The sequence below is a fragment of the Bradyrhizobium sp. LeoA1Lang genome, assembly GCF_055413685.1.
In genome coordinates, this window is record NZ_JBVAPG010000001.1 from 1 (window position 1) to 13,515 (window position 13,515).

At 65.0% G+C, this 13,515-nt stretch carries 11 protein-coding genes and 1 tRNA gene; 6 read left to right on the forward strand and 6 right to left on the reverse strand.

The genetic code is table 11. The features are described 5' to 3' along the window. Positions 1-625: 625 nt before the first annotated feature. Both ACZYOF_RS00005 and ACZYOF_RS00010 read right to left on the reverse strand, forming a co-directional pair. Positions 626-701: transfer RNA gene (locus ACZYOF_RS00005), tRNA-Ile, on the reverse strand. A gap of 85 nt (positions 702-786) precedes the next feature. Beyond that, positions 787-1,755, reverse strand: a complete 969-nt coding sequence (locus ACZYOF_RS00010; protein ID WP_463714357.1) for a Bug family tripartite tricarboxylate transporter substrate binding protein — start codon at positions 1,753-1,755, stop codon at positions 787-789. A 125-nt stretch (positions 1,756-1,880) separates the two neighbouring features. On the opposite strand from ACZYOF_RS00010, the gene ACZYOF_RS00015 reads away from it, so the two are divergent. Beyond that, positions 1,881-2,843: a TAXI family TRAP transporter solute-binding subunit gene (locus tag ACZYOF_RS00015; RefSeq protein ID WP_463714358.1), complete on the forward strand. Its 963-nt coding sequence runs from the start codon at positions 1,881-1,883 to the stop codon at positions 2,841-2,843. Between the two features lie 87 nt (positions 2,844-2,930). Here ACZYOF_RS00015 and ACZYOF_RS00020 read toward each other — a convergent pair whose 3' ends face one another. Then, on the reverse strand, positions 2,931-4,154 hold the full coding sequence (locus ACZYOF_RS00020) for an ABC transporter substrate-binding protein (protein WP_463714359.1): 1,224 nt from the start codon (positions 4,152-4,154) through the stop codon (positions 2,931-2,933). Positions 4,155-4,330: 176 nt separating this feature from the next. Here ACZYOF_RS00020 and ACZYOF_RS00025 point away from each other — a divergent pair, with 176 nt between their 5' ends. Both ACZYOF_RS00025 and ACZYOF_RS00030 read left to right on the forward strand, forming a co-directional pair. Then, positions 4,331-5,443 carry a molybdopterin-binding protein gene (locus ACZYOF_RS00025; protein WP_463714360.1) on the forward strand — a complete coding sequence of 371 codons (1,113 nt, stop codon included), beginning with the start codon at positions 4,331-4,333 and terminating at the stop codon, positions 5,441-5,443. Positions 5,444-5,451: 8 nt separating this feature from the next. Further along, positions 5,452-7,398 carry a molybdopterin biosynthesis protein gene (locus ACZYOF_RS00030; protein ID WP_463714361.1) on the forward strand — a complete coding sequence of 649 codons (1,947 nt, stop codon included), beginning with the start codon at positions 5,452-5,454 and terminating at the stop codon, positions 7,396-7,398. Positions 7,399-8,100: 702 nt separating this feature from the next. On the opposite strand, the gene ACZYOF_RS00035 is transcribed toward ACZYOF_RS00030, so the two are convergent. Then, on the reverse strand, positions 8,101-8,517 hold the full coding sequence (locus ACZYOF_RS00035) for a hypothetical protein (protein WP_394565777.1): 417 nt from the start codon (positions 8,515-8,517) through the stop codon (positions 8,101-8,103). Between ACZYOF_RS00035 and clcA the strand changes: the two genes are divergently transcribed. Then, a complete protein-coding gene (gene clcA / locus ACZYOF_RS00040; RefSeq protein WP_463714449.1) occupies positions 8,407-9,672 on the forward strand; it encodes a H(+)/Cl(-) exchange transporter ClcA in 1,266 nt (421 codons plus the stop codon). The two genes, ACZYOF_RS00035 and clcA, sit on opposite strands and share 111 nt — an antisense overlap. A gap of 166 nt (positions 9,673-9,838) precedes the next feature. Here clcA and mobA read toward each other — a convergent pair whose 3' ends face one another. Next, on the reverse strand, positions 9,839-10,474 hold the full coding sequence (gene mobA / locus ACZYOF_RS00045) for a molybdenum cofactor guanylyltransferase MobA (protein ID WP_463714362.1): 636 nt from the start codon (positions 10,472-10,474) through the stop codon (positions 9,839-9,841). Positions 10,475-10,651: 177 nt separating this feature from the next. After that, positions 10,652-11,542, reverse strand: coding sequence for a formate dehydrogenase accessory sulfurtransferase FdhD (locus ACZYOF_RS00050; RefSeq protein ID WP_463714363.1), 891 nt, complete (start codon positions 11,540-11,542; stop codon positions 10,652-10,654). Between the two features lie 189 nt (positions 11,543-11,731). On the opposite strand from ACZYOF_RS00050, the gene mobB reads away from it, so the two are divergent. Together mobB and ACZYOF_RS00060 are read left to right on the forward strand one after the other, a co-directional pair. After that, complete coding sequence (mobB, locus tag ACZYOF_RS00055; RefSeq protein ID WP_463714364.1) at positions 11,732-12,256, forward strand: molybdopterin-guanine dinucleotide biosynthesis protein B; 525 nt, start codon at positions 11,732-11,734, stop codon at positions 12,254-12,256. Further along, positions 12,257-13,510, forward strand: a complete 1,254-nt coding sequence (locus ACZYOF_RS00060) for a molybdopterin molybdotransferase MoeA (protein ID WP_463714365.1) — start codon at positions 12,257-12,259, stop codon at positions 13,508-13,510. Positions 13,511-13,515 lie beyond the last annotated feature (5 nt).

Here is a 13,515-nt window from a genome sequence, read left to right on the forward strand (position 1 = left end):
CGCAAGATGGCCAAGCTGATCCCGATGCAAACCCTCAAGCCCGCATAAGAGGCTAGTACAGCCGTTCGGCCCGATCGGCACTGGCGCCAATACATCCGACTACTGCTGCCTTTTTCAACGAAATCGGACCAAGATCGACATAGGCTTTGCTAGTTTGAAGGTCCGTTGCTGATAACAGGGCGATCGTCGCGCTTCCTGAGTCAGATACTGTCATATCCGGCCCCATGCAGCACCGCAGTTTCTTCATCGCTCTAGCCGCACTACTGACCGCTGCGCCAGTGATCGCAGAAGACGACAAGGTTGCGCGATCCGAGCGGCGCGGGCGAGGGCTGTCTATTCGGCGGACTACTCCAGCGATGCGCGAGAGTTCGGGTGCCGGCCCGTCTGGACAGTAAGCGCCGTGTGTCTTCGTTACGGACCGAGCGTTCGGTTCCTCCACCCTATTTGCCGACTGGCTCTCAGCAGAACGGAGACGAGCGCCTGGCATGCGTCTTGCCGGCGAAGGCGGCTCTGGCCTGGATCAAACTTGCTTTCTTGAGACTATTACGCGAACGAAACGGCAATCGTTTCTGTGGCGGTAACCGAATCGTTAGGCGGCAGGCACGTCGTAAGCGCCTGTAATCCCTGGTGGGCCCGGCAGGACTCGAACCTGCAACCAGACCGTTATGAGCGGCCGGCTCTAACCATTGAGCTACAGGCCCCGCCGCGAGCCGCCACAACGCGTGGGCCGGCAACGGTGCCGGGTCCGTTTACAGGGTGAGGGGCGATCGGGCAATCCCGCCGGCTCTAGTCCACGGAAACCCCGGCGAATTCCACGACTTTCCGCCATTTCTCGGTTTCGTCGGCGACGAGCTTGCCGAATTCGGCCGGGGTCATCGGCTTGGGGATGCCGCCGACCTCGGCCAGGCGGGCGACGAGCTTGGGATCCTTCAGCGCTTCGCCGACCGCCTTGTTAAGGATCTCGATGACCTCCGGCGGCGTGCCTTTCGGCGCCGAGATGCCGTAGAACCCGACCGATTCGAAGCCCGGCACGGTCTCGGCGATGGCGGGGACGTCAGGCACGCTCGGCCAGCGCTTTGGCGAGGTGACGCCGAGCGCGCGGACATTGCCGCCGCGCGCCTGCTCCAGCGCCGATGGCAGGTTGTCGAAGATCAACTGCACCTTGTTGGAGATGATATCCGGAAAGGCGATCGCCGAGCCACGATAGGGCACGTGCTGCATCTCGCATTTGGTCATCGCCTTGAACAGTTCCGCCGACATGTGCACCGAGGTGCCGTTGCCCGACGACGCATAGGAGACCTTGCCCGGATTGGCCTTGCAGTAATCGATGAACTCCTGGACGGTTTTCACCGGCATCGCGTTGGAGATCACCAGCATGTTGGTGAGTTGCATAATGCTGGCGACCGGGGTGGTGTCGCGCAGGAAATCATAGGGCAGCTTCTTGTAGAGCGAGGTGCTGATCGCGTTATTGGGCGCAACGAACAGCAGCGTGTAGCCGTCGGCGGGCGAAGTGATCGCGGCGGCGGCCGCGATGTTGCCGCCGGAGCCGGTGCGGTTCTCGACCACGAATTGCTGACCGAAATGGTCCGACAGCCACTGGCTCATGATGCGGGCGACGATGTCAACCGGCCCGCCGGCGGCAAATCCGATCAGCCAGCGCACCGGGCGGTTTGGATAATCGGCGGCGGAGGAGGGGGCGACAAGGCTCAAGAGACAAATCAAACCAAGCGACGTCGCACGCAAAAAGCGAAGCATTATGTTTCCTCGTCATTTTCTTGTTACCGTTGCCGCCATGCTTTCATAAAATTCCGGCCTTGCCTACAACCTCTGCAGCATAAAGATCGATCAATCTCGCGCCGGAGATGTTGGGAGGTCGCCAAATGAAGTTCGCTTTGATGGTTTGCGCCGTTGTCCTGCTCACCGGCAACGCGGCCGCACAAGAGGGAGGCAAGACCATTTCCAAGACCACGATCACCCTGGGGACGGCGACGCCGGGCGGCGGTTTCCCGCTCTATGGCAATGCCTTTGCCGAAGTCATGAACGCGGCGGATCCGAGCCTCTCGATCGAGCCGCGCAATACCAAGGGCTCGAACGAGAACATTCCGCTGCTCGAAGCTGATAAGCTCGATATCGCGACGGTGGCCAGCGAGCCCGCCTATGAAGCCTTCATGGGCATCGGCCGGCCCGCGACCCAGCTCAAGATCCTGACCGCGATGTATTCGAGCCCTGGCATGTTCGTGGTGCGGGCCGACAGCCCGTACCGGACGATCCGCGACCTCGTCGGCCAGCCGGTTGCGTTCGGGGCGAAGGGCTCGGGCCTGCCGATCTTGTCGCGCTACATCCTCGACGGGATCGGATTGAAGCAGGACGAGGACTTCAAGTCGATCTATCTCGATCGCGCCGGCGATGGGCCAGCCATGGTGCAGGACGGCCGCGCCGCGGCGCTCTGGGGTGCCGGTGTCGGCTGGCCGGGCTTTGCTGCGATGGCGGAAAGTCCCACCGGCGCGCGCTTCATCGCGCCGAGTGCGGAAGAGATCGCGCGCATCCGCGCCAAGCACACCTTCCTGAAGCCGCTGACAATCCCGGCGAACAGCTATCCGAAGCAGACGGAAGCGATCGCCTCCGTCAGCTCGTGGAGCTTCATCCTAGTGCGCGAAAGCCTGCCCGACGAGGTCGCCTATCGGCTGGCGAAGACGCTGCATGGAATCGAAGGCGAGTTCTGCAGGAAGCTGGCGCAGGCCTGCGAGACGACGGCGGCGAGCACGGTGGCGGCGGCGCCGAATGTCGAGCTGATTCACCCGGGTGTGCTGAAGTATTTTCGCGAGATCGGAGTGGCGAAGTGAGAGGCGAATAGCGAATAGCGAGTAGCGAATGGATAACCACGCGCCGCCTTCCCCCATTCGCCATTCGCTACTCCCCATTCGCCCACCTCATTTCTTCACCAGCGCACACGCCGGGTCCGGCGGGCCGAACGCGTCTTCGCCGGAAATCTTGGTGAGAATCTTGTAGTAGTCCCACGGATATTTCGATTCCTCCGGCGACTTCACCTGTACGAGCCAGAGGTCGTGAACCATCAGATTGTCCTCGCGCAGCTTGCCGTTGCGGGCGAAGAAGTCCTCGATCGGCTTTTCGCGCATCTTGGCCGCGACCTTCAGCGGATCGTCGGTGCCGGTCTCCTTGATCGCGTTCAGGTAATGGATCACGGAGGAATAGACGCCGGCCTGCCACATCGTCGGCATCCGGTTCATCTTGGCGAAATAGCGCTTCGACCATTCGCGGGTCTGGTCATCCAAGTCCCAGTAGAACGACGTCGTCAGCAACAGGCCTTGCGCGGTCGGCAGTCCCAGCGAATGGATGTCGGTGATCAGCGCGAGCAGCGCCGCCATCTGCTGGCCGCCCTTGAACACGCCGAACTCGCCGGCGGTCTTGATCTCGTTCATGTTGTTCGGCGGGCCGCCGGCAATACCGATGATCTTGGCCTTCGAGGCCTGCGCCTGCAGCACGAAGGACGACAAATCCGGCGTCGCAAACGGCGGGCGCACCGAGCCCAGCACCTTGCCGCCATTCTTGGTGACGACGCTCGCGGCATCCTTTTCGAGCGAGTGCCCGAACGCATAGTCGTCGGTGATGAAGAACCAGCTATCGCCGCCGCGCTTCACCACCTCCTGCGCGGTGCCGACTGCGAGCGCCCTTGTGTCGAACACCCACTGCATGGCATAGGGCGAGCAGAACTTGCCGTGGAAATCGGTCGCTCCGGTCGAATGCGTGATGAACAGCCGCTTCCGCTCGTTGGCGACGTTCTGCACGGCGAGCCCGACTGCGGAGACCGGCACGTCGACGATCAAATCCACCTGATCGACGTCGTACCAGCGCCGCGCGATACTGGAGCCGATATCGGCCTTGAGCTGATGGTCGCCGACGATCACCGAGATTGGCTTGCCCAGCACCTTGCCGCCGAAATCGTCGATCGCCATCTGCGCCGCGGTGACCGAGCCCTGTCCCGTCGGCGTCGACGCCGGCCCGTTCATGTCGGTGAGCACGCCGATCTTGACGACGTCGTCGGAGACTTGCGCCAGCGCCGCCGTGGAAGCCAGCATGGCGCCGGCTAGCGCGCCGAGCATGGAAAATAGTTTACCGAACGTTATGCCGAACATTCTTGTCTCCCTCCCTGGACCGGCGCATTGGCCGTTATTGCTTGTTCCGGGACGTGAACCCGGCTGAATTGGTTTCTTTGCAACCGGTTTGGGGTCGGCGTCAACGCGTCCTTTCGGAGCAGGAACATCCGGCAGCACCTGTTTATTTCGCAGCCGATACAGTAGACAGGCCGGCCATGGTTCCGACCCAGCGCCTGCCGGCTTCGCTCACGCCACTGGAAACCGCGCTCAGCTCCCTGCTGCGCGGGCTTGAGCCGGTGCAGCCGGTCGAGTTGCCGCTTCCGGACGCGCTCTGCTGCATCGCGGCCGAGATGCCCCCGCTGCCGGCGCATCCGCCGCATGATGTTGCCGCCACCGATGGTTGGGCGCTGCGCGCCAATGATCTGGTCGGCGCTTCCTCGTACTCGCCGTTGCCATTGGCTGCGCCGCCCGCCTGGGTCGAAGCCGGTGACGCCATGCCTTCGGCTTGCGATTGCGTGCTCGATGCCGACCTGGTCGAGGCGGCCGGGCCGATTGCGCAGGTGCTTGCGGAAGCGATCCCGGGGCAGGGCGTCAGACGCAAGGGCCAGGACATCGCCGAAGGGAGTCTCATTGCCGAGGCGGGACGGCGCGTGCTGCCGCGCGATCTCCTCGTCGCGCGCGTCGCAGGGATCGAGCGCCTCAAGGTGCGACGGCCGCGATTGCACATCGTCAATATTCCCGGCGCGACGGCAACCGCGAACCTGGTCGCGGACAGCGCACGTTCCGCCGGCGCTGAGGTTATCAGCCACGAGGCCGGGGCCCGTGATGTCGGGTCGATCGTTGCCGCGTTTGAAGATGCTACCTGCGATCTCCTGGTGATCATCGGCGGCAGCGGCGTCGGCCGCACCGATGCGGTGGTGACTGCGCTCGCCGTGCGCGGCGAAGTCATCGCTCATGGCATCGCCCTGCAGCCTGGCCGTACCGCCGCCGTCGGCCGTATTGGAACAACGCCGGTCGTCGCGTTGCCCGGCGCACCGGACCAGGCATTTTCGGTGTGGTGGGCGCTGGCGCTGCCGGTGCTCGATCGGCTGACCGGACGGCAGCCGAGGAAGGCACTGTCGCTGCCGCTGTCGCGCAAGATCGCATCGCTCGTCGGCATTGCCGAATTCGTGCTGCTGGAGCGGCAGCGCGATGCATGGAGGCCGCTTGCGGTGGGCGAGCTCTCGTTTGATGCGATCGCGCGCGCGGAGGCCTTTCTGGTGGTGCCCGGCGGTTCCGAAGGATTTGCTGCGGGCATGCCGATCGATGCTTATATGTTGCGGGAATGAGTTCCGACATGACCAATACATCTGCGAAGGACCGCGGCAATTTCGATCAGGACCAGTTCCTGACCATCCTGTCGCGCGAGGAGGCGGTTGCGCGGTTCGAGGCTGCGTTGTTTCCGAGGGCAGTCGCCAGCGAAACACGACCGCTCGCGCAGGCGCTCGGCTGCGCGCTGGCTAACGATGTCGTCGCGCCGATCGACGTGCCGCCGTTTGACCGCTCCAATGTCGACGGCTTTGCGGTGCGCTCCGCCGATCTTGCGCAGGCGAGCGAGGCTACGCCGGTGCGGCTGGTGCTGAACGACGAGATCATCGCCTGCGGCACCGCGCCGGCGCGGCCGGTGCTGTCTGATACGGCGACCTCGGTCGCGACTGGCGGTCCGGTGCCGCGCGGGGCGGACGCGATCGTGATGGTGGAGCATACGCAGCCCGCAGGCCAACGCGCGATTGAGATCCGCCGCGCGGCTTCTCCCGGACAATTCGTGTCCTACGCCGGCTCCGACATCGCGCGCGGCGAAACCTTGCTGCGCGCCGGCACCATCATCGGCTCGCGTGAGATCGGCATGCTCGCTGCCTGCGGCATCGCGGAGGTCGGCGTCGCACGACGGCCGCGCGTCGCCATTCTTTCCACCGGTGACGAATTGGTGCAGCCGGGTCAGCCGCTGCGTCCGGCTGCGATCTACGACACCAACGGTGCCATCGTCACCGCAGCGATCTCCGAGAATGGCGGCGATGCCGTCTTCGTCGGCGCCATTGCCGACGACGAAGCGCAGCTCGAAGCCGCCATGCGCAAGGCGCTCGCTGGCAGCGACATGCTGGTGCTCTCCGGCGGCACATCGAAAGGCGCGGGCGATGTCTCCCATCGCATCATCGCGCGGCTCGGCAAGCCAGGCATCATCGCGCATGGCGTGGCGCTGAAGCCGGGTAAGCCGCTGTGCCTTGCGGTGTGCGACGGCAAGCCGGTGGTGATCCTGCCGGGATTTCCGACCTCGGCGATGTTCACCTTCCACGACATGATCGTGCCGGTGCTGCGGCGGATGGCGGGCCTGCCGCCGCGCTCGGATGCGAAGGTGACGGCAAAAGTGCCGGTGCGGATCGCCTCCGAACTCGGCCGCACCGAGTTCGTCATGGTGTCGCTGGTCGAAGGCGCGGACGGATTGATCGCCTATCCCTCCGGGAAGGGCTCGGGCGCGATCACCTCGTTCGCGCAGGCTGACGGCTTCCTGAAGATCGACGCGCTGGCCGATCAGATGCCGGCCGGCACGGAAGCCGAGGTGCCGCTGTTCACGCCACACGTGCGCGTGCCCGATCTCGTCATCGTCGGCAGCCATTGCACCGGGCTCGATCTCGTCACCGCGCCGCTCGCGCGTGCCGGGCTCTCGGTGCGCTCGATCGCGGTGGGCAGCCTTGGCGGGCTCGCGGCGGCCAAGCGCGGCGAATGCGATCTTGCGCCGATCCATCTGTTCGACGAGAACAGCGAGACCTACAATGTGCCCTATCTCACCGATGGGCTCGAGCTCGTGCCGGGCTGGCGGCGGATGCAGGGCATCGTGTTCCGCAGGGGTGACCGGCGTTTCGAAGGCCTGTCGGCACAGGATGCGGTGCGCGCCGTGCTCGCCGATTCCGTCTGCATCATGGTCAACCGCAACCAGGGCGCCGGCACGCGCATCCTGATCGACCGCCTGCTCAATGGCGCGCGTCCCGACGGCTACTGGAATCAACCGCGCTCGCACAATGCGGTTGCCGCCGCCGTCGCCCAGCATCGCGCCGACTGGGGCATGACGATTGCGCCGGTCGCACATGCGTCGGGGCTCGGCTTCATTCCGCTGGCGGAGGAGCATTACGACTTCGCACTGGTGACGGCGCGCAAGCATCGCCCGGCGGTGCAGGCTTTTCTGGAAGCGCTGGCCTCGGACGAAAGCCGCGCGGCGCTGGAGCAGGCGGGATTCCGCCCGGCGTAGCTCCCGCCACCGGCGCCATCCGGGGCGAACGTCAATGTCGCCCCTCATGGTGAGGAGCGCCAACGGGTCCGCGCAAGGCGCGGCCCGATGACAGGCTCCGCGCGTCTCGAGACGATGCTGCGCATTGCTCGGAGAACTATGAGGGCCCCGCCAGTGGCCTCGCCCTTCGAGACGACCGCTGCGCGGTCTCCTCAGGGTGAGCGGATAGGTGCAAGTGCGCCGCTCTATCCTCGTCATTGCGAGCGCAGCGAAGCAATCCATGCCTCCACACGCGGCGCGATGGATTGCTTCGCTGCGCTCGCAATGACGAGGTGAAGTCTGATTCAATTGTCGAACAGCGGAGAGGATGTGAGTTCGCGTTCTCGCGGCATGCACTGCCCGAGGTTTGCGTGGCCGTTACCCTCCTCGAAAGACAGAGGGCGCAGGGAAAGCCGGGTGCTGGTTGCACCCATGGGTCCCGTGCAACAAAAAGCACGGGGGTAGGACCACAGGTTCAACCGAAGCATTCCGGCTTTCCCTGCGCGATGGTTTACGGCTTACTTCGTGCTCTCCCCGGTGACCGGGCTTTCTTGCCACCGTCATCTCAAGCGCGAAAAAGTTCGCGCGAAAAACTTAGCGCCAGCGTCGGGGCGCCAGGACCACACGACTTCGCCGTCCGTGATGTGCGTGCTCGTCAGTCACACCCGTCACGTCCACCGCATCTCACCGCAACGTTCGTGACGATCGCGAGCCGCCCCTCATCCGCCGTGAGACGCGCGGGGTTAAATCACTGATTTGCCCGACGGCGAAAGCGGAATGTTTTTTGCGCGAGGACTGGACGGGGCAAATCAGCTTGAAATCGTTGAACAAATTTCCTTGCAAGAAATCGCTCTTGCCGGTTTCAATTCGCCGGCGATTTCGGCCAAACTTGTTCCGCGCGAAACACATGGAAAGTTCAGGGCAGCCGTGGACCACAAGCCTGACGATGAGCGCGTAGTCGCAGACGAAGGTCGCAGCCTGTTGGGCCTCGTGGCGGCGGCCCTCGTCGTTGGGGCCGTCACCGGATGCGTCGGGGCGAACTTCCGCCTCTTGCTCGGGCAGGCCGATCGCTTGCGCGATGCGACCATCGCCTGGGCGCATGGTCACGGCATCTTGGGATTCCTGATTGTCGTGGGCGCATGCGCTGGCGCGACGCTGCTTGCGGCGTGGATGGTGCGGCGGTTCTCGCCGCACGCGTCGGGCAGCGGCATTCCGCATGTCGAAGCTGTTCTGCACGGGCAGGTGCCGCCGGCTCCGTTTATCCTGGTGCCAGTGAAATTCATCGGCGGAATCCTGGCGATCGGTTCCGGGCTGGCGCTGGGCCGCGAAGGGCCGACCGTCCAGATGGGCGCCGGCATCGCGGCCTTCACCGCGCGCGTCGGCCGGCTCTGCTGGGCGGACGCCCGCCTGCTGCTGGCGGCCGGCGCCGGCGCCGGGCTGGCGACGGCATTCAACGCGCCGATTGCCGGGCTCGCCTTCATACTCGAAGAGCTGCTGCACAAATTCGAGCGCCGCGTCGCTGTCGCGGCCCTCGCCACGCTGGCCACGGCGATCCCGGTCGCAAGGCTGTTTATCGGCGACGCGCCCGACTTCCAGGTCACCCCACTGAACACTCCGAGCGCGGTATCTGCGCCGCTGTTCCTTGCGCTCGGGGCCGTCGCGGGCCTGCTTGCCGTCGCCTATAACCGCACGCTGCTCGCATTCATCGCTGCTAGCGACCGGTTCGCGCGGCTGCCGATCGAGCTCCGCGCCGGATTGATCGGCGCTAGCGTCGGCATATTGGCCTGGTTCGCGCCCGAGCTGGTCGGGGGCGGCGATCAGATCACGCAGCGCGCGCTGACCGGCCAGGATAGCGCTGCGATCGTCGCCTCCGCATTCCTGATCCGGTTCGCTCTGGGGGCTTTATCATACGCTGCCGCCACTCCCGGCGGGCTCTTCGCGCCCTTGCTGGTGCTGGGAGCCCAGTCCGGGCTGTTGTTCGGAGCAGCCTGCCGCTTTGTATTCCCGGACCTCGCGATCGAGCCGCATGCATTTGCGTTGGTTGGCATGGCCGCCTTCTTCGCGGGCGTGGTACGGGCGCCGGTGACCGGCATCGTTCTCGTCGCCGAGATGACGGGCAACGTGACGATGCTGCTGCCCATGCTCGGCGCCTGCTTCGTCGCGATGCTGCTGCCCCCGCTGCTGCACAATCCACCGATCTACGATTCCTTGCGCGAACGCACGCTGCGGCTGGAGCGGCAAATCAGACGGGAATGAGTGAGTGGAGGGCGGTCGCGCGGAAATGGCTCCGTCATTCCGGGGCGATGCGTTAGCATCGAGCTATGATGTGCAATTGCACATCAGAGAATCCATTCCTCCGCTCGCGTCTGCGGCCCGATGGATTCCGGGCTCGTCCTTCGGACGCCCCGGAATGACAGCGGTGTCAGTCTGGTGCTGCGTCGAGCGCCGCGAGACGTTCGGCCTCGGCTATATCCTCGACCGTGTTCGCGTTGAAGAAGGGGTCGAGCGGCTCGGTCGGCCAGGTCACAGTGGCGAGCCTGTAGCGGGCGGTCCAGCGGTCGATCTTCCTGACGTCTTCGACGACGAGGGCGTGGCGGAGTTCGTCGCGGAGCGACACGCTCCATAGTCCGATCACCGGATGCGACTGATCGCCGGAGGCCGCCACGGCCAATTGCGCGTTCTGCCTCGCCAGCGCGTCGTGGAGGCGTGAGACCAGATCGCGCGGCAGGAACGGGCAGTCGCCGGCCGCGCTCAGGACCAGCGACACCTCCGGCCGGTTCGCCGCCATCCAGTCCAGCGCCGCCAAAATGCCGGCGAGGGGCCCTGGGAAATCGGCGACGCTATCGGCGATGACGGGCAATCCAAACGCGGCAAAGCGCGCGGGATCGCCATTGGCGTTGAGGATGAGGCCGTCGCATTGCGGCGCGAGACGCGCGATCACGCGCTCCAGAATCGTGCGGCCGCCGATCGTGCGCATCGGCTTGTCGCCGCCGCCCATGCGCCGCGCGAGGCCGCCGGCCAACAGAACGCCGGGAATTCTGTCGCGTGAGGCCGCCATCTGCTTTACCTCTCCCGCTTGCGGGAGAGGTCGCTGTGCTCGAAGAGCGCGGCGGGTGAGGGCTCTCTCCACACGAAGAGTCTCGCCCGCGGAGACACCCTCACCCCAACCCTCTCCCGCAAGCGGGAGAGGGGGCGCGGCTCGTTCGTGGATGCAGCTCGACCTGAATTCATCATGCTAGTCGTCACGCGCTTCGCCCTTGCGCTTGTGGCGCGCGGATTCTTCCTCGATATAGTCGAGGTTCTGGTCGAACACGATGCGCTCCTGGCCTGACAGCGCGATGAAGCGTTTTCCGCGCGTGCGCCCGACCAGCGTCAGGCCGACCTGCCGCGCGAGTTCGACGCCCCAGGCGGTGAAGCCGGAGCGCGACACCAGGATCGGAATGCCCATCCGCACCGTCTTGATCACCATCTCCGAGGTCAGCCGCCCCGTGGTGTAGAGGATCTTGTCGCCGGGGTCGACGCCATGGCGGTAGATCCAGCCGGCGATCTTGTCGACGGCGTTGTGGCGGCCGACGTCCTCGGTGTAGCAGATCGGCGTTCCCTCCTTGCACAGCACGCAGCCATGGATCGCGCCGGCTTCGAGATAGAGCGAGGGCATGGTGTTGATCACATGCGTCATCTGGTAGAGCCAGGAGGTGCGCAATTCCGCCTTCGGCAGCGCCACGCTTTCGACCGCCTCCAGGAGATCGCCGAAGGCTGTGCCCTGGGCGCAGCCCGAGGTCTGGGTGCGCTTCTTCAGCTTCTGCTCGAAATTGGTGTGGTGCTCGGTGCGCACGACCACCACCTGCAGATCGTCGTCATATTCGACCTCGGTGACGACGTCGTCGTATTTGAGCATGTTCTGGTTGAGGAGATAGCCGAGCGCAAGATATTCCGGGTAGTCACCGATCGTCATCATGGTGACGATCTCCTGCGCGTTCAGGTACAGCGTCAGCGGCCGCTCCATCGGCACCTTGATCTCGACGCTGGCGCCGGTCTGGTCGGTCCCGGTTACGCGCTCGGTCAGGCGCGGGTCGTCCGGATTGGGGACGATCAGGGGAACGCGCGCTTTGTTGATCTTCATCATGGCGGTCAGGTTAGCATGACTTTACCTGCCATCCGATATAAGCATGTCGGAAGCTTAGGGAAATATGGGCCCCGCCCGTCATTGCGAGCGTAAGCGAAGCAATCCATCTGTCCCCGCGGAAACTATGGATTGCTTCGTCGCTTCGCTCCTCGCAATGACGGTGGTGGCGGTTCCGGAGAACAGATTGGCATGAAAAAAGTGATCGGACTCGCGGGCTGGAGCGGCGCCGGCAAGACCACCTTGCTGTCGCGCGTGATTCCGTATCTGCTGGGACAGGGGCTGCGCGTGTCCGTGATCAAGCATGCTCATCACGAGTTCGACGTCGACGTGCCCGGCAAGGATTCCTGGGTGCACCGCCAGGCGGGCGCGACCGAGGTGCTGGTCTCCTCCAGCCGGCGCTGGGCCCTGATGCATGAGCTGCGCGGCGCCCGCGAGCCGCGGTTGGCCGAGCTGCTCGCCAAGATGTCGCAGGTCGATCTCGTTGTCGTCGAAGGCTTCAAGCGCGAGCCGCTGCGCAAGATCGAGGTGCATCGGGCCGCCAACAACAAGCCGCTGCTGTTCCCGGATGATCCCGGCATTGTCGGGATCGCGACCGATGCGGCGATTGAAACCCGGCTGCCGACGGCCCATCTCGATGATGTCACCGCCGTTGCCGCCATGATGCAGCGTGCCGCTGTTACGGTCGACGAGATCCTGGCAAAGAGCGAGACCTGAATGGCGCAACTATCCGACGATTGCTTTGCCTCCAGCGGGCCGATGATGTCGGTCGACGAAGCCGTGCGCCTGATCGCAACGCGGGTGACGGCGATAGCTGATATCGAGACCGTCGCGCTTGCGGAGGCCGACGGGCGCATCCTCGCCAATGAGATCCTTGCGCCGCTGCCGCTGCCGCCCTTCACCAACTCCGCTGTCGATGGCTATGCGGTGGCGAGCCGCGATCTTCCCAAAGATTCGGAGCAGGCGTTTCCGATCAGTGGACGGGTGCAGGCGGGCGCCGCGGCGAATGCGCCGATCGAGCCCGGTCATGCGGTGCGCATCTTCACAGGCGCGCCGATGCCAGATGGCGCCGACACTGTGTTCATGCAGGAGGATGTCCGCATTGAAGACGACAAGGTCGTTTTGCCCGCAGGCCTGCAGCCGGGCGCCAATGTGCGGCCCGCGGGCGAAGACATCCCGCTCGGCCACGCCGCGTTGCAGATTGGAAGACGCCTGCGGCCACAGGATGTCGCGCTGGCCGCGGCATTCGGCCTTGTCAGGCTCGACGTGATCAGGCGGATCCGCGTCGCGGTGTTCTCGACCGGCGACGAGCTGGTTTCTCCGGGAGAGCGCCGTGCGCCGCCGCAGCTCTTCGATTCCAACCGCTTCATGCTGATGGCGATGCTGCGGCGACTTGGCTGCGAGGTCAGCGACCTCGGCATTCTGCGCGACGAGCCTGCGAGCCTCGCGCGCGCGCTGAAGGATGTCGCAGGCCACCACGATCTGATCCTCACCACCGGCGGCGTCTCGACCGGCGAGGAGGATCATGTCAAGGCCGGCGTCGAGAGCGTCGGCCGCCTGGTGCTGTGGCGAATGGCGATCAAGCCGGGGCGCCCCGTCGCGATGGGCATCATCGGCGGCACGCCGTTCATTGGCCTGCCCGGCAATCCCGTGGCGAGCTTCGTCACCTTCGTTCACGTGGTGCGGCCAACCATCTTGGCGCTGTCAGGCGGCGCGCCGGAGCCGCTGGTGCCGATGCCGGTCCGCGCCGGCTTCACCTACAAGAAGAAGATCGGGCGCCGCGAATATGTTCGCGTCAATCTGCACACAGCGCCGGACGGTACGCTCGAAGCCATCAAGTTCCCGCGCGAGGGCGCAGGGCTGTTGTCGTCGCTGGTCGACACCGATGGCCTGGTCGAGCTTGGCGAACACATCACACGCGTCGAACCCGGCCAGACCGTTGGATTCCTGTCCTATGCAAGCCTGATCTGAAGCCG